Consider the following 16058-nt stretch of genomic DNA (forward strand, 5'->3'; position numbering starts at 1 on the left):
ATTCCCGCGCAGGGGGAATGACGATGCATTACAATGGCGTTCGAGCTTGGAAATGACGAATTTCCAGAAAAACTTAGCGCAATTGCGAAAACCTTTGTGTTCTTTGCGGTAAAAAATGTGCTAATTCAGTGGTAAAGTAAAATGAAAAACAGATCCCTTACCTTCTTCGCTTTCTGCCCATATCCGGCCACCATGTCTTTCAATAATTTCTGCGCTTAAGTAAAGCCCAATTCCAAAACCAGAAATGGTGTGATTACCCTGCACGCGGTAATAACGTTCAAAAAGTTTATCAATATCTTCGGGCTTTATGCCTATTCCCTCATCTTTAATCTGAATTTCAACCTCAGTATCGTACAATTTGCAGGTAATCTCAATGCTTGTGCCATTATCTGAGTATTTTAAGCCGTTGCTGATCAGGTTAGAAATCACATTCCCGATTTTATTCCTATCGGCATTAATGTTGACCTCGCATGTAGGGTTTAATATAATTTGATGCGAAGATTGTGACACATAAGTTTCTTCTATGGTTTCTTTCAACAGTTCACTTAAGCTAAAGTTTGTTTTTTCGATTAGCAGCTTGCCCGATTCTAAGCGCGATACATTTAAGAAGCCATTAATCATAGTGGTCATTTTTCTGATCTGGCTGTGCGCTTTATCCAAAGCAATAATGGCATAACTGTCTTCATCTTTTTTCGCTTTGCGCTGCAAAACCTGCACAAAACCATTAATTGCGGTTAGCGGTGTTTTTAACTCGTGACTGACCATTCCGATGAAGTCGTTTTTTCGAAGCTCATCTAATTTTTGTTCCGTAATATCAATGAAAAGACCAGAATACTCTGTTGGGTTTCCTTGTTGGTCTAAAAATACACGCCCGGTTGCCCTAACCCATTTTTCCTGTCCATTGATTAAATTGTTAATCGGGTATTCCGTATCACTGGGTAAATGGTTTTTCATGGCATTATCAAGCGCCGAAAAAAGCATTTTATGGTAATCCGGATTTACGGCCTTCATAATCATATCCATTTCTGCAGGTTTATCCAAAGGCAATCCCAGCAATTCCTTAACAAAGCTAGACATGGTAATTTCAAGTGTTTTCGGATTGATGCTCCAGGTACCCATTCTGCCCGTTTCTATAGCCTGTCTGAGTTTTTCCTCACTGTCTGATAGTTTATTGGTGTACTTGATAAGGTCATCATGCGTTTTAGCAAGTTCTTCATTTGTAGTGGCCAGCTCTTCGTTTGCTGCTGCCATTTCCATATTTATACCTTGCAGTTCTTCTTGATAAAGTTTTCGCTCTGTAATATCAGGGCTTACTGTAGCGATGGCAATTATTTGACCGGTTTCTTCATTTCGAATGGCAAAGCCATTCCATTCAATCCAAAAAGGAATGCCTGTTTTTTCATTCCAGAATCGAATCTCCTGCGTGAAGGTATTATTCTTTAAAATCCCTGGTAGAATTTCCTCCGCCATTAATCGATCTTCAGGAAAAACACAATCTAATATTGTTCTTTTCGAAATGCCAGACCAACCTAATTTTTGTAATGCGGCAGGATTTAGGTATTGTATTGACATATCTAATTCTGCAATACCTATAAATTCTGAACTGGCCTCTATAAGTTTGTTTAGGTTAAGTCGCTCTATTTCAATTAGCTTTCGTTCTGTAATGTCGATGCAAGAGCTAATATAACCGGCAAATGAGCCATCGGCATGAAACCGTGGCGGACCACTCGCCAGCAACCATCTGTAATCGCCTTTTTTGGTGAGTATTCTAAATTCGCCGGTAAAAGGTTTCTTTTCGGCAAGGGCCGCAAGGTATATATCTACGTATCTATCCCGGTCTTCCGGATGAATTAAATCTGCCCAGCCAAAATCGAGCAGGTCCTTAACCGATCGGCCCGTGAGTTTTACCCATGATTTATTAAAATAAATGGCATTTCCACTTTCATCAGCAACAGCAATAAAAATATCGGTTCCTTCTGCCATGGTTCTGAAGCGCTTTTCGCTTTCCGAAAGCTGGTTAAAGCGCTCAATAACCCTTAATTCCAGTTCGTTGTTTAAAACGTGCAACCTTTCTTGTGTTTCCTGTAGTTCTTCATTTGTGGCTACAAGCTCTTCATTGGTTGTGGCAAGTTCTTCTACTGTTGCCGCCAGTTCTTCATTTAAAGTTTGCTCTCGTTGTAGCGCCTCTTCTCTTTCAAGCGCCTGTTCTACAGCCTGCTGTCTAAGTACCCGCTCGCTTACATCAATTGCCGTATGTAAAATGCAAATGGTTTTACCCGCATCGTTTTTTACAGCCCGGTATTCAAAATCAAAATAAAATGTTTGCAGTTTACCGTCGACTATCAAATCCGCTGCGGTATCTTTTCCTGAGATAACTAAGCCTTCTAGCCAAACTTTCCTAAACATCTCAATAAAAGGCTGTCCTTTTAACTCCGGTAAGGCTTCTTCCAGTGATTTTCCGATTATGCTTCTGTCTTTCCCCCAGATTCTGAGCATGGCATCATTAGCCGCTTGAATTACGGCCGTTTCGCCAACATGAACAGCTGTGGCCGTATGGGTCAAGTTAAACACTTCTAATAATTGATCGCTACTTAACAGGTGATTAGGATAACTCATTATGGAAGCTTAAAGTATTATCTGAAATAACTATTTATCTATTGTCCAAACAAAATTAAATCAGGGATATAACCATGATCATTTTCGATATAAACTATATACTAACCATAACCTCTTTAAAAAGTTTTTTAATGATGTGAATTTCTGATGCATACTGTGTGTTTTTCCTACAACCAAAATATAAAGTGTTTGTCAGTTTTGATATACCTTCCCAAATTACTTTTACCTTTCCCCCTTCAACTTCTTTTTTACAAAGAAAATCGGGTATAATAGCCAAGCCTTTTCCTCCAGATAAACAGCGCACAATCGAATTGAGGTTAGGTACAATGTAGTTAGGACGAAAATCGGCATGCTTGCCAAAGTTAAGCTGCCAGAAACGTAGAAGGTGCTCCATATCGCCAGCTGTTCCATACCATTTTTGCTGTTTTAACCAGGTTTCCATTCCGGCCAAATCTTTCTTTTTAACCAACGAATCAAAAGTTTGCCCGTCAGTTTCTATTCCGCCTACTAAAACAATGGTTTCGGAAGAAAAAGCCTCGTGTTCTACATTGGCCGAATTGCCTTTTTGTGGGGTGATAATCAGGTCTAAAATACCTTTATCCAATTGATCTAACATCTCCGGATATTCACCAAAACGGATAATTACATTAAAAGGAAGTGTAGAAATATACTGTTCGAGCGTAATCTGAAAAGTTTCAAAACACATCCCTACGCTAATGGTTGGTGTATGTTTCTCCGTGCTTTTTTGAAAATGTTTTTCGGCATCCTCAAGTTTTGTAAGTGGCTCTACAATGAAATTATAGAGCACTTTCCCTTTTTCGGTCGGGATCATTTTCCTGCCCGTACGTTCGAACAATTTATATCCAACATAACTTTCTAAAGAACTTAAATGTAAACTTACCCCAGGTTGTGAAATAAACAGGTTCTCTGCCGCACCGGTTAAGGTTCCTGTTTTATAAATTGCCTTAAAACTTCTGTACCACTCTAAATTAACCATGATAATAGTATTATAATTCTGATACAAAGCTATGAATTAACTTGTTTTAATAATAGATTCCGGCGCTGTAATTTTGTCTTATCAAAATAAAAAAACGAAATGACAAAAATATTCATCATCAATGGAGGACAAAAGTTTGGTCACTCTGGCGGAAGATTTAACGAAACAATAGCTGATGCTACAGCAGGTTTCTTTTCCTCATTAGCAGATTTCGAAGTAAAGACAACTAACATCAATCATGATTACGATCCGAAAGAGGAAGTAGAAAAATATGTTTGGGCAGATGTTGTAATCTATCATACGCCCATCTGGTGGTTTCAGTTACCACATGGCTTTAAACAATATATCGATGTTGTGTTTACTGAAGGGCATAAAAAAGGAATCTATGTAAGTGATGGCCGTAAAGCAGATAATCCGACAAGAAACTATGGTACCGGCGGGATGCTGCATGGTCGCAAATACATGGTAACATCATCGTGGAATGCACCAAAAGAAGCATTTACCTTACCTGAAGAATTTTTTATGGAAACCAGCGTAGACGATGGTGTATTGTTTGGTTTTCATAGAATGAATGCTTTTACCGGAATGGAACGCATAGATGGTATCCATTTTCACGATGTAGAAAAGAATGCAGATATTAGGAGTGCGCTTAAATTGCACCATGAACATTTAACCCAAAATTTTTTAAATACAAAAATATATGAGCATTTATCTAACAGCAATTGTTAAAAGTAAAAAAGAAACCACAGTGGCATTAAGAACGATGCTGTTGGATATGGTTGTAAATTCCCGTAAAGAAAAAGCGTGCATCCAGTACGATCTGCATGAATCTGCCGTTGATAATACTTTTATTTTTCAGGAGGAGTGGAAAGACCAGGCAGGTTTGGATCTCCACGATCAGCAGCCTTATATTTTAGCCTTTGTAGCGCAAGCGGATACGTTGACGGATGATATTGCGATCTATAAAACAAAAAAACTCGCCTAATTACAGTTTTGCACGCCGGGCTGTTAACGAAGAACCCGCAGAAGCAATAACAACGAAAGCCACGGCAAAACACTCTTTTAAAGTGAGGTATTCTTGCAAAAAAACGAGTGCAGCTAATGAAGCCATGGCGGGTTCGAGGCTCATTAAAATACTGAAAGTCCGTGCAGGGAGCTGCTTAAGGGCTCTCATTTCGAGGGTAAACGGAATAGCGCTTGATAGTAGAGCAAGCGCTGATCCTAAACCCAGTAATTTCGGATTCAGGCCACTTAAACCACCGCTAAAAACACCAAATGGTAAAATGACCAGGGTAGCGAATAACATTCCAATGGCAACAGCATCACCGCCCTTCATTATTTTTGAGATCCTACCACCCAATATAATATAGGCCGCCCAAAAAATACCAGCTAAAAGTGCCAGCAATACACCGAAAACATTTAGCCCTGTACTGGTCCATGGGGCAATTAGTGCAATGCCAGTTGCAGCCAGTATTACCCAAAGGAAATCTACAGGTTTTTTAGATCCAAAAATAGCCAGGCCTAAGGGGCCAACAAATTCTAAAGTTACGCCTAAACCGATCGGAATTCTTGCTATAGCCATATAAAATACCATATTCATTACCCCTAAACAAACACCATATAGGGTAACATATTTCCATTGTTTGGCATTTAGTTTAAACAGGTTTGGCCTGAAAGCAATTAATAAGATGGCCGCTGATAAACCGATCCGCAACGATGCTGTAGCAGCAGCGCCAATCTGTGGGAAAAGCCCTTTTGCAATTGCCGCCCCACACTGCACACTGATAATAGACAGTAAAACGGCTGGTATGGGTGGGATATTAATTTTGCTTTTCATTCGTTGCTCGTAAATGAGGCGCAAAATTACGGAATTATAACCTGCTAATATTTTAAAATAGAAAAAGGGAGAATCAGATTACGCTAATTCTCCCCCTAAATAAAATTTTTAGGTTATTAACAAAAAAGTTCCTGTTCGTCTCTATTTTCTGTAGGGATTTTTTTTAGGAAATCATCAAATGCCGGTCCTTCATTGTCTGAATAAATGCCATAAGCATCTAATATATATCCAATATTTTTATCCTGATCTTCCAGTAGGTAAAGTACAGAGTTATCTGCAGGGTCTGAGTCTCCTTCAAAGCGGTAAGTTTTAACAATGGTTAAATCTTCGGGACTATAAATTTTTCCGAGCGATTTACTTTGCATCTTACCATGATCAGACATTTTTAATTCGTTATCTTTTCCTTTCAGCCTCAATTTCTCCAAAATTTGACTTAAAGTGTTCATTGCAATTGGCTGTTCCATAGTTATACGATTTTATACTGTTTAAACAAGTGGCATTCGAAATGGTTTTGCTATCCTTCTTTTTAAATCAAACTAAATGATTGTCAATCTGTTTCTTATGTAAACTAAATTTTTATAAAATGAAAAAATATCTTTTAAGCTTAGCTATTGCAGGCGTTGCACTTATCAGTGCTTGTGCCAAAACCGACAAAGAAATTGCCCAGGCCACTTTGACCGAAACGGCTGATAATACGAAAACCATTGGAACAGCAAAGTTTTACGAATTAAGCGATGGAAAAATTAAGATGGACATTGAGATGAATTTTGCTGCGCGTGCAGACAGTAATGTTGCGGTCCACTTTCACGAACATGGCGATTGCGGCAATATGGGTGAAAATACACACGGCCACTGGAACCCAACTAAAGAAGCTCACGGCAAATGGGGATCTGCCGCTTATCACAGCGGTGACATTGGCAACATTATGTTAGATAGTAAAGGTCATGCCACGCTTTCGGTTACTACCGATAGATGGAGCATTAAAGATGGCGATATTAAAAATATTATCGGTCGTGGAATTATTGTGCATGGCGGTACCGACGATTATACTACACAGCCAACTGGTAACTCAGGGCCACGGGTAGGTTGCGGTGTAATTGAAGTGGTGAAGTAATTATATTAATATGATCGTCATTGCGAGAAGGCTTTTCAGCCGACGAAGCAATCTTAATGCGGTAGTCATAAACCCACAGTTGTAAGATTGCTTCGTCGTTCCTCCTAGCAATGACGACTTTTCTTAAGCGGTTAAATTTTTAACCGCTTTTTTTATGCAATTTGATAAGGCTTGTCATCATCATTAAAAACCTAAATTATTATGGCAACACTAAACGATTCTCAAAGCGGCAAGGCTGTAAAAGGAAGAACCAAAAAATCAGCACCAAGAGTAGATCTCACCGCGATGGTTGATCTGATGTTTTTATTGACTGCGTTTTTTATGCTCACCACTTCATTGGGCAGTTTAAATGCAGCAGATATTGCCAAGCCGGATAAAACGGATACCGATGTTGTAGAAAATTATCCGGAATCGCGTACCATGACCATTCTGCTCGGCAAAAACAACAAGGCAGTTTGCTACATGGGAACAATAGAAAAGGCAGATATGCACGTTATACCTGTGGCAAACATTCAAAAAGAAATCAGTAAAAATGAAAAACTGGTTGCTGAAACCCATCAACATAATCCAGCCAAATACATGATCGTCATTATCAAGCCAGCTAAAACGGCTAAGTTCCAGAATTTTGTAGATGTAATTGATGAAATGAAAATTGCCAATATTAAATCGTATGCCATTGACGACGATCATATTGCAGAAAAGGAGACTGTATTTATGAAAATGAACGGCATCTAATCAAGCTGTTTTTTTAAAGCAGGCTACTTAAAAAAACAGCGAATAAAAAGAATATAAAACGGCTTGAGACTAATGAATAAATTGAATATGAAAACTAATACCCTAGTTTTTTGGTAGTGATTGCGTTTTTTGTGTGTTGGAGAGCATTTTTTTGAGATTATTAACGAATCGTTAGGTTTATGTTAGATGCTTAATACTACATCCATATAGCTAATAATGTTACATTCGTCGAAGTGTTTGGCCAAGCATCAGGCGCATCCCGAAAAGCCTTTAAAAGAGTAGGGGTCTTAAAACTCAAAAAAAATCTAGTATGAAAAGTTTAGAATTAAAAAATCTTGGTGTTAAAGAAATGAACACAACTGAAATGTCACAAGTTGAAGGTGGTGGTATTATTAACAATACATTAAACGAACTTTTAACTTCTCTTGCAGGAACTTTAAATGCAGTTGGTGCAGATACTTCAGCATTTTTAAGCAAAACAGTAACCAATGTTTTGAAACTTGTTTGGAGTCTATAAGCAATTTATTGTATCCGCTGTTCTGGTTTTCAGAATAGCGGATGCTTTACGATTTCGACACTATGGCGTTAACCAACTACTCTACAGAAAGAATTTCAAATACCGCTCTCGTTTACCGTTCCCAAATTAGTAAATCAAGCCAGTTAATTTATATCGTTGCCGTGGCAGCCATTTTAATTGTTTTGATTGCCCTTCCTTTCGTTAAAATACCAATTAGTATAAATGGTACAGGTATTTTACAATCGACCATCGAAAAAACAGAACTTATTGTACCGGTAAATGGCCGGTTAATCCAGTATAGACTTTCGGATAATAAAAGGCTTAAACAAGGTGATACGCTTTTGGCTATTGATGCAGGTTTACCGAAACAGCAAGATGCTTTGGTAGAAACGCGTAAAAACCAGATCACCCAGTTTTTGCAGGATATCCGTACGCTACTTTCATTTAATGGCGGCTCATCAAGCCTGCAAACCGGGCAATATGTAGCATCCTGGCAGCAATATGTGCAAGAATTAAAAAATGCAGGTATTGCGAAACGACAGGCCACCAGCACCTTTGCGCGTTACAATAAACTTTATCAAAATAAAGTGCTAACGCAATCTGAATACGAAAAATACAAATACGAACTTGAGCAGGCCGAATCGGTTTACTTAATGGTGCGTACCAAATATAAAACCCAATGGCAAACCGAAGCCAATGGTTACCGCAACGAACTGCGCCAGCTTTCCGGGCAGCAGGCAGAACTTAACGAACAGAAAAAACAATATGTATTACGCGCGCCGATTGATGGTTCTGTACAGAGCTTAATTGGCTTGCAGAATGGCGCATATGTATTTGCCAACCAAAAAGTAGGAGAGGTTTCTCCAGATGCGGGTTTAGCTGCCTACTGTTATATCAATCCTTCAGATATTGGCCTGATTAGAAAAGGGCAGGAAGTACACTTTCAGATCAATGCCTATAATTATAACCAATGGGGTTTGGCTGTGGGTAAAGTGATCGATATTTCGGACGATATTGTGATCTTAAATGGTAACCAGCCTGCTTTTAAGGTAAAGTGTTTAATGGATAAAAATTTTTTGATGCTAAAAAACGGTTACAAAGGATACCTCAAAAAAGGAATGAATTTTACAGCTCGCTTTAAAGTAACCGACCGTAGTTTATATCAATTACTTTACGATAAGGTAGATGATTGGGTTAATCCGAATTTAATCCAAAAAACATAGAAGCAATGAGTACAAAAGTTAAGCAACGAGATATAACAGATTGTGGTGCGGCTTGTCTGGCTTCAATTGCTGCTCATTATAAATTAGATTTGGCCGTTGCCCGCATCAGGCAGCTTGCCGGAACTGACAAAAAAGGTACAACCGTTTTAGGACTTGTAGAAGCGGCCCAAAAACTAGGATTTGAAGCGAAAGGTGTTAAGGCACCTTTTGATAGTTTATTTAAAATACCTACGCCCGCTATAGCACATATCATTGTGAATGATATCCTTCAGCATTATGTAGTGATTTACAAAGTAAACAGCAAGTTTATAGAGGTGATGGACCCTATAGATGGGAAAGTGCACCGTAAAACGCATGATGAATTCAAAAAGGAATGGACTGGTGCTTTAGTATTATTGTTGCCGTCAGAAGATTTTCAGGCCGGCAATGAAAAAAAATCAATCCAGGGGAGATTTTGGAGTTTGATTAAACCGCACAAAGGCATTCTGACGCAAGTTTTATTTGGTGCTATTGTTTATACTGTACTGGGTTTATCCACCTCTATTTTTGTTCAGAAATTAGTTGATTTTGTGCTGGTAGATGGTAACCATAATCTGCTAAACCTTATGAGTATAGCCATGATGGTTATTCTTCTGGTACAGCTGTTTATTGGCTCGGCCAAAACAATTTTTACCTTAAAAACAGGCCAGTTAATCGATTCGCAGCTTATTTTAGGCTATTACAAACACCTGCTCCGTTTACCACAGCAGTTTTTTGATACCATGCGGGTGGGCGAAATTATTTCGAGGATTAATGATGCCGTAAAAATCAGAACATTTTTAAATGATGTATGCGTAAATTTTGTAGTCAACATTTTTATTGTTTTCTTCTCATTTATCATGATGTTTACCTACTACTGGAAACTAGCACTCATCACGCTTACTGTTATCCCGTTATACCTAATAATCTATGCAATTACCGATAAATTTAATAAACGTACACAGCGTAGGTTAATGGAAGATGCTGCCGAGCTCGAATCGCAATTGGTAGAGAGCTTAAATGCAGTAGGTACCATTAAACGTTTCGGCTTAGAAGATCATGCTAACGATAAAACCGAAACCCGTTTCATCAAGTTGCTCCAGGCAGGCTTTAAATCGAATATAAATGCTGTTGTATCAGGAACTTCTACCGAGTTTATTTCGCGTATGATTACCATTGTATTACTTTGGGTGGGAGCGGGTTATGTATTAAGCAATTCAATCACCCCTGGAGAATTATTGTCGTTTTATACTTTGATCGGTTATTTTACAGGGCCAGTGTCATCTTTAATCGGAATGAATAAAACCGTACAGGATGCGGTAATTGCGGCCGACAGGTTATTCGAAATTATGGATCTGGAACGCGAAAGTGATGAGAACCAGATTGAACTGAGTACTGATAAAATTGGAGATATTCATTTCGAAAATGTTTCTTTCCGCTATGGGGCAAGGCTGCCCGTTTTCGAAAACCTGAATTTAACCATTCCACAAGGGAAATTTACGGCCATCGTGGGCGAGAGTGGGTCAGGGAAATCGACTTTGATGTCTATTCTGCAGAATATTTATCCGATACAGGGAGGCAATGTGCGCATAGGTAAATATGATCTGAAATACATTACCAATTCTTCGCTCCGTAGAATGGTATCAGTTGTGCCCCAGCAGATTGATTTATTTGCTGGTAATGTAATCGACAATATTGCCATTGGTGAAGAAGAACCCGATATGCAAAGGATTATTGATATTGCCACTAAACTTGGCTTAATTGGCTTTATTGAGGCTTTACCTAAAGGCTTTCAGACATATCTTGGTGAAAACGGAACATCTTTATCAGGCGGTCAAAGGCAGCGGATTGCCATCGCAAGGGCTTTATACCGCGATCCGGAAATTCTGATCTTAGATGAAGCTACTTCATCGCTCGATTCGGTTTCGGAGCAACACGTACAACGCATGATCGAACTTTTAAAAGCAGAACAGAAAACCATAATAGTAATCACACACCGATCGAGTACGCTTAACAATGCTGATAAAATTATTGTATTAGATAAAGGTTTAGTAGTTGAGCAGGGTAGTCACCAGGAACTGAAATACCATTTGGCCTAAACTCACGAAGTTTATTAGGGGATGAGTGTGTGCAAACTTCGTAAGTTCAGCGGAGGGAGAAAGCCTAAATATTTAATATTGGTTTTTGGAAAGCAATTGCAGTAAGTCTTTTTAATGTCCGTCCTGCTTTTTGCTTGTAGTCCCGATTAGAAAAAAATCGGGAGCTACCCGTGTCAATCAGGTTTGGGTAGTTAGGCCTTTGCTACTATTACCGGAAGTCTGCACAGTTTCAAAATATTTATTTTTAAGAGTATTACCTTTCTGAAGAACCACCAGCCCAGGTTAACTAAACCCGACAGGAGCGGACACCGAACGCAGAGCGGTAAAGCGGATGGCGGGGCTCTCGGAACCGATGTGCGCAGAACCCTGCTTTTCAAAAAAGTTATCAATGATTTTTTTGGTGGTGTAAGGTGTTACCACCTGACACAAATCTATCCAGTCAGATGGTAACATCTGACTGCACGACAACAAATTCTGATTTTAGACGAGGGAACTACCCGCGTCAATCAGATTTAGCTCTCTTTGCGTCACCCTGACCTGGAGCGTAGCGGAAAGATACGCAGTAAACCGAGCCTTAAGCGAGCTCACCGCAGGTAATTTATTTCAGGGTCTTTAAAAAAAAGGTTTTACCAATATTACTGGAAAATAGCACAGTTTCAGTGTATTTATTTCTTAGGCGGATTATCACCCCAAGAACCACCAGCCCAGGTTAACTAAACCTGACAGGAGCGAGCACCGAACGCAGAGCGGTAAAGCGGATGGCAGGGCTTTCGAAACCGATGCACTCAGAACCCTGCTTTTCAAAAAGCGATCAATATTTTTCTGCTGTTTTAGTGGTGTCAGGTGTTACCACCTGACACAAATCTATCCAGTCAGATGGCAATATCTGACTGCACGACAAAAAAAAAGGCGTTCTGCAATGTTGCAACGCCTTTTTCTATAAATTTATTCCAAGTATTAAATACCGAAAGCAGCTTTAACCTGATCTACGTAATCTAATTTTTCCCAGGTAAATAAATCTACCGTAACTGTTTTTTCTTCACCGTTTGGTGTTCTGAAAGTTTTGGTAACCGTTTCTGGGGTGCGGCCCATGTGCCCATAAGCAGCAGTTTCGCTATAAATTGGGTTTCTTAATTTCAAGCGTTGCTCAATAAAGTAAGGACGCATATCGAAAATCGATTCTACAATTTTAGCAATCTCGCCATCCGTTTTACCCACCTTACCTGTGCCGTAAGTATTGATGTAGATACCCATTGGTTTTGCAACACCGATAGCGTATGATACCTGAACCAAAATTTCGTCGGCCACGCCAGCTGCCACTAAGTTTTTAGCAATATGGCGTGTGGCATAAGCCGCACTTCTATCTACTTTACTTGGATCTTTGCCCGAGAAAGCACCACCACCATGTGCACCTTTACCGCCGTAAGTATCGACAATAATTTTTCTTCCGGTTAAACCAGTATCGCCATGCGGGCCACCAATTACAAATTTGCCGGTTGGGTTAATGTGGTATTCAATTTTATCATTAAATAAATGTGCGTAGGCAGGATTACTTTTTATAATTCTTGGGATCAGGATATTCACTAAATCAGTTTTGATTTTAGCCAACATTGTTGCCTCTTCATCAAAATCATCGTGCTGTGTAGAAATTACAATCGCATCGATACGCACTGGTTTATTGTTATCGTCGTACTCTAAAGTAACCTGGCTTTTAGCATCTGGACGTAAATAAGTGATTTCGTTATTTTCGCGGCGGAGAACAGCAAGTTCCTGTAATAATTTATGAGAAAGGTTTAATGCCAAAGGCATATAATCTTCAGTTTCGTTGGTGGCGTAACCGAACATCATACCCTGATCGCCAGCACCTTGTTCTTCTTTATTGCTTCTATCTACACCTTGGTTAATATCCTGAGATTGCTCGTGTATTGCCGATAAAATTCCGCAAGAGTTGGCCTCAAACATATATTCGCTTTTGGTGTAACCAATTTTCTTGATTACATCGCGGGCAATCTGTTGTACATCTAAATATGTTTTAGATTTTACCTCACCAGCCAAAATAACCTGACCCGTAGTTACCAAAGTTTCGCAAGCAACCTTTGATTCTGGATCGAATGCTAAGAAGTTATCAATTAATGCATCCGAAATTTGATCGGCGATTTTATCTGGGTGGCCTTCAGAAACAGATTCTGATGTAAATAAATATGACATTTATTAAATAAATTAATGGTAAATAAACAAATTAATACTTGCCAAACCCCTTGGAAACAGGTGTTTAAATGATTGAAAGGAGGCATTAGCAATTTTTTTAAGTGGTTGCAATCCGGTCCCGATGTGTCGGGATAGCAAATCAATCCACTTTTTTACTGGTGCAAAATTAGCATATTTTCTTTATTTCAAAAATTATAGATTATTTTGTGCATTCATTCTTACACTTTGCACACAAAGATCAATATCCTCTTTATTATAAACCCTATCTCTGGTGGGCGAGGGAAGTTACGCATCCCTGATTTTATTGATCAATATCTGGATAAGGAAAAATTTAGCCCAAACTTTGTTTTTAGCGAATATGTTGGTCATGCCGGCGAATTGGCAGACGAAGCCGCGACTAAAAATTTCGACGTCATTGTTGCTGCAGGTGGCGATGGTACCATTAATGAGGTGGCCAGTAAAGTATTAAAACACAAAAAGATTTTAGGGATTTTACCGCTTGGATCAGGAAACGGCCTCGCCAGGTTTTTAAGAATATCGAAAAATTTAAGGTATGCACTTTCCCTGATCAATAATTTTAAGGTTGATGAAATTGATACGGCCGAGTTTAATAACAAATGTTTTTTCAACTTGGCTGGTATGGGGTTCGATGCCCATTTGAGTGCTGTTTTTTCGAAAGATAAAAAGCGGGGCCTATCAGGCTATGTAAAGCTGGGCTTTAAAGAAGTTTTTAACTATAAAGCACAAACTTATTTGCTAAACATTGATGGCGCTGCATATACCAGAAAAGCTTTTGCCATTAGCATAGCCAATTCATCGCAGTATGGCAACGATGTTTATATCGCACCTAACGCTTCGGTAAAAGATGGCTTGCTTGATGTTTGCATTATTAAACCTTTTCCGATAATAAAATTGCCATTATTGGGTTATGTAATGTTAAGAGGGAAGGCCGAGACATCAGATATGATCGAAATTATTAAAGGAAAAAACATTAAAATTACCAGAGAAAAAGCTAGCGCAGTGCATGTGGATGGCGAGCCCTTACAAATGGGAACAGAAATTGAGGCGGTAGTAAATCCACTCTCGTTAAAAGTGATTGTGCCCTAGTTAAGTTTGGAGTTGAGCGTTTGGGGTTTGGCGTCGATTAACCGATTTAGGCAATTAACCGGTTAACCCCAAAGAACCAATGGCCGGTGAACCAATGAACTTTTATAAAACATGAAACCAAAGAAAAATAGTTTAAGTGATCTTGGCGGAATTATGTATTCTACCAATCCAGAATTCGAATACGAAGAAGAAGTTGATGATGCCGTTACTTCGCCAAACAATCAACAGGATTTAAGGGTAATGCTCGATAAAAAGAACCGTGGTGGTAAGGCGGTAACCTTAATTACAGGCTTTAAAGGCCGCTCTGAAGATTTAGAAGTATTGGGCAAGATGCTTAAAACCAAATGTGGTGTAGGTGGCTCGGTTAAAGATGGGGAAATCATGATCCAGGGCGATGTGCGCGATAAAGTAATGGGCATCCTTCAGAAAGATGGCTATAAAGTGAAAAAAGCTGGGGGATAATATTCAATGCGATTATTCTAGGACTAAATCACTGTTGTATTGCTTTTACGTATTACACCATTATCATTAAATTAGTTGCTCTTAAATCTAAATACTATCGCAATAGTTCTATTTACTAGTTTATCTAGTTCATATCCTGTTTTAATGTTTCTTAAGCAGATTTTTCGCAAGATGTTTATGAAAAATTAAACGCATGAAAAAGATATTCCTTTCTATTTCCTTACTGCTTTTTGCTTTCGGTGCAAATGCACAGAAAAATAAATATTTGGTTGATGAGTATGGTAATACTAAACATTACTCAGTCGAAAGAAAATATTCAAAATCCAACATTTTTCTTTTAGTGGATAGCGGGACAAAACAAGTCACCCCATTCGAATATGTAAATAACTTTCCTTTTGGAAATATCGTTTTATTGAAAGGGGCCACATCAATCGAACTTGAGACCCGGATACAAAAAGATAGTTTAAGTTTTTACAGGTATTCCATTATAGAGAACGACTCTGTAATACTTAAAAAGGATGCGATTCCACAGAAAATAAAATATAAATGGGGCAGAGGGAGCGTACTCCCAAATTATGTAGCTGTAGATTTAGGTGCGTTTAATGTGGTAAATAAAAAAATAGAAGTTCAAATATTCAGAACTGATCGTGAAAAAAAAGTCACCTCAGTAATTATATACAATAAGCCACTTTTGGCGCCACGGTCGCTATCATTTCAGTTATTAGGTAAGAACACAATTCAGAATATCAAGAATAAAACCAATTTAATTGTTGACGAAAAAGTGAAAGGTATAAGAGTTGGCATGAAAAATACAGATATTAATATTCTTTACACTGTAGTTGTTGATAATGTTGATGCTCGTTCGGTGGCCATGTTAGAACCTAAATGGAAATCGATTAAAGCGACTGGTAGTGTAGTTGGAGATATCGATGTTAGTGCATTTGTTAAGCCGGGTAGGTATAAAGTTTCGGTATACCCAAAAACTCAAACATTTACTTATTTGATAGATAACTCGTTGGCTAGAACTTTTCATTTTACAGTAGAGAAACCAAAAGAAAGTTTTTTTACATCTAAAGACCTGGTAAGGGGGGGATTACAGGTGGCCTTTGTGGTCTTATATTAGTT

The 16058-nt window shown here is 38.7% G+C and carries 15 protein-coding genes; 10 read left to right on the forward strand and 5 right to left on the reverse strand.

All coding sequences use genetic code 11. The features are described from left to right. Positions 1-120: 120 nt before the first annotated feature. Positions 121-2616: a PAS domain S-box protein gene (locus ACN9MR_RS24420; protein ID WP_426327081.1), complete on the reverse strand. Its 2496-nt coding sequence runs from the start codon at positions 2614-2616 to the stop codon at positions 121-123. Positions 2617-2710: 94 nt separating this feature from the next. Then, complete coding sequence (locus ACN9MR_RS24425) at positions 2711-3613, reverse strand: LysR family transcriptional regulator (RefSeq protein ID WP_426327082.1); 903 nt, start codon at positions 3611-3613, stop codon at positions 2711-2713. Positions 3614-3712: 99 nt separating this feature from the next. On the opposite strand from ACN9MR_RS24425, the gene ACN9MR_RS24430 reads away from it, so the two are divergent. Beyond that, positions 3713-4342, forward strand: coding sequence for an NAD(P)H-dependent oxidoreductase (locus tag ACN9MR_RS24430; RefSeq protein ID WP_426327083.1), 630 nt, complete (start codon positions 3713-3715; stop codon positions 4340-4342). Then, positions 4314-4598, forward strand: a complete 285-nt coding sequence (locus ACN9MR_RS24435; RefSeq protein WP_426327084.1) for a putative quinol monooxygenase — start codon at positions 4314-4316, stop codon at positions 4596-4598. Before ACN9MR_RS24430 ends, ACN9MR_RS24435 begins: the two co-directional genes overlap by 29 nt. Here ACN9MR_RS24435 and ACN9MR_RS24440 read toward each other — a convergent pair whose 3' ends face one another. Further along, positions 4599-5450 carry an EamA family transporter gene (locus ACN9MR_RS24440; protein ID WP_426327085.1) on the reverse strand — a complete coding sequence of 284 codons (852 nt, stop codon included), beginning with the start codon at positions 5448-5450 and terminating at the stop codon, positions 4599-4601. A gap of 116 nt (positions 5451-5566) precedes the next feature. Next, complete coding sequence (locus tag ACN9MR_RS24445; RefSeq protein ID WP_426327086.1) at positions 5567-5914, reverse strand: hypothetical protein; 348 nt, start codon at positions 5912-5914, stop codon at positions 5567-5569. A gap of 119 nt (positions 5915-6033) precedes the next feature. Between ACN9MR_RS24445 and ACN9MR_RS24450 the strand changes: the two genes are divergently transcribed. From ACN9MR_RS24450 to ACN9MR_RS24470, 5 genes are all read left to right on the forward strand, one after another. Continuing rightward, positions 6034-6564 (forward strand): superoxide dismutase family protein, encoded by a 531-nt coding sequence (locus ACN9MR_RS24450; RefSeq protein ID WP_426327087.1) that lies wholly within the window; start codon positions 6034-6036, stop codon positions 6562-6564. Positions 6565-6765: 201 nt separating this feature from the next. Beyond that, a complete protein-coding gene (locus ACN9MR_RS24455) occupies positions 6766-7299 on the forward strand; it encodes an ExbD/TolR family protein (protein ID WP_426327088.1) in 534 nt (177 codons plus the stop codon). A gap of 310 nt (positions 7300-7609) precedes the next feature. Then, the gene (locus tag ACN9MR_RS24460) at positions 7610-7816 is read left to right on the forward strand and encodes a bacteriocin (protein WP_057931632.1); all 207 of its coding nucleotides are present in this window, start codon (positions 7610-7612) and stop codon (positions 7814-7816) included. A 62-nt stretch (positions 7817-7878) separates the two neighbouring features. Then, positions 7879-9039, forward strand: coding sequence for an HlyD family secretion protein (locus ACN9MR_RS24465; protein ID WP_426327089.1), 1161 nt, complete (start codon positions 7879-7881; stop codon positions 9037-9039). Positions 9040-9044: 5 nt separating this feature from the next. Then, positions 9045-11156, forward strand: a complete 2112-nt coding sequence (locus tag ACN9MR_RS24470) for a peptidase domain-containing ABC transporter (RefSeq protein WP_426327090.1) — start codon at positions 9045-9047, stop codon at positions 11154-11156. Positions 11157-12113: 957 nt separating this feature from the next. On the opposite strand, the gene metK is transcribed toward ACN9MR_RS24470, so the two are convergent. After that, the gene (gene metK, locus ACN9MR_RS24475; RefSeq protein WP_029277640.1) at positions 12114-13364 is read right to left on the reverse strand and encodes a methionine adenosyltransferase; all 1251 of its coding nucleotides are present in this window, start codon (positions 13362-13364) and stop codon (positions 12114-12116) included. Between the two features lie 225 nt (positions 13365-13589). On the opposite strand from metK, the gene ACN9MR_RS24480 reads away from it, so the two are divergent. From ACN9MR_RS24480 to ACN9MR_RS24490, 3 genes are all read left to right on the forward strand, one after another. Continuing rightward, positions 13590-14471 (forward strand): diacylglycerol/lipid kinase family protein, encoded by an 882-nt coding sequence (locus ACN9MR_RS24480; RefSeq protein ID WP_426327091.1) that lies wholly within the window; start codon positions 13590-13592, stop codon positions 14469-14471. Positions 14472-14582: 111 nt separating this feature from the next. Next, the gene (locus tag ACN9MR_RS24485; RefSeq protein ID WP_426327092.1) at positions 14583-14933 is read left to right on the forward strand and encodes a translation initiation factor; all 351 of its coding nucleotides are present in this window, start codon (positions 14583-14585) and stop codon (positions 14931-14933) included. 193 nt (positions 14934-15126) lie between these two features. Next, positions 15127-16056: a hypothetical protein gene (locus ACN9MR_RS24490; RefSeq protein ID WP_426327093.1), complete on the forward strand. Its 930-nt coding sequence runs from the start codon at positions 15127-15129 to the stop codon at positions 16054-16056. The last annotated feature ends 2 nt before the right edge of the window (positions 16057-16058 follow it).

Origin of the sequence: Pedobacter sp. R-06, from assembly GCF_049913135.1 — a bacterium.
GTDB lineage: Bacteria > Bacteroidota > Bacteroidia > Sphingobacteriales > Sphingobacteriaceae > Pedobacter.

Bases quoted from the DNA above. Each gene is read 5' to 3' on its own strand.
- ACN9MR_RS24435 (WP_426327084.1), top strand. From the start codon at position 4,314: ATGAGCATTTATCTAACAGCAATTGTTAAAAGTAAAAAAGAAACCACA.
- metK (WP_029277640.1), bottom strand. From the start codon at position 13,364: ATGTCATATTTATTTACATCAGAATCTGTTTCTGAAGGCCACCCAGAT.
- ACN9MR_RS24420 (WP_426327081.1), bottom strand. From the start codon at position 2,616: ATGAGTTATCCTAATCACCTGTTAAGTAGCGATCAATTATTAGAAGTG.
- ACN9MR_RS24425 (WP_426327082.1), bottom strand. From the start codon at position 3,613: ATGGTTAATTTAGAGTGGTACAGAAGTTTTAAGGCAATTTATAAAACA.
- ACN9MR_RS24465 (WP_426327089.1), top strand. From the start codon at position 7,879: ATGGCGTTAACCAACTACTCTACAGAAAGAATTTCAAATACCGCTCTC.
- ACN9MR_RS24445 (WP_426327086.1), bottom strand. From the start codon at position 5,914: ATGGAACAGCCAATTGCAATGAACACTTTAAGTCAAATTTTGGAGAAA.
- ACN9MR_RS24440 (WP_426327085.1), bottom strand. From the start codon at position 5,450: ATGAAAAGCAAAATTAATATCCCACCCATACCAGCCGTTTTACTGTCT.
- ACN9MR_RS24490 (WP_426327093.1), top strand. From the start codon at position 15,127: ATGAAAAAGATATTCCTTTCTATTTCCTTACTGCTTTTTGCTTTCGGT.
- ACN9MR_RS24460 (WP_057931632.1), top strand. From the start codon at position 7,610: ATGAAAAGTTTAGAATTAAAAAATCTTGGTGTTAAAGAAATGAACACA.
- ACN9MR_RS24430 (WP_426327083.1), top strand. From the start codon at position 3,713: ATGACAAAAATATTCATCATCAATGGAGGACAAAAGTTTGGTCACTCT.
- ACN9MR_RS24455 (WP_426327088.1), top strand. From the start codon at position 6,766: ATGGCAACACTAAACGATTCTCAAAGCGGCAAGGCTGTAAAAGGAAGA.
- ACN9MR_RS24470 (WP_426327090.1), top strand. From the start codon at position 9,045: ATGAGTACAAAAGTTAAGCAACGAGATATAACAGATTGTGGTGCGGCT.
- ACN9MR_RS24450 (WP_426327087.1), top strand. From the start codon at position 6,034: ATGAAAAAATATCTTTTAAGCTTAGCTATTGCAGGCGTTGCACTTATC.
- ACN9MR_RS24485 (WP_426327092.1), top strand. From the start codon at position 14,583: ATGAAACCAAAGAAAAATAGTTTAAGTGATCTTGGCGGAATTATGTAT.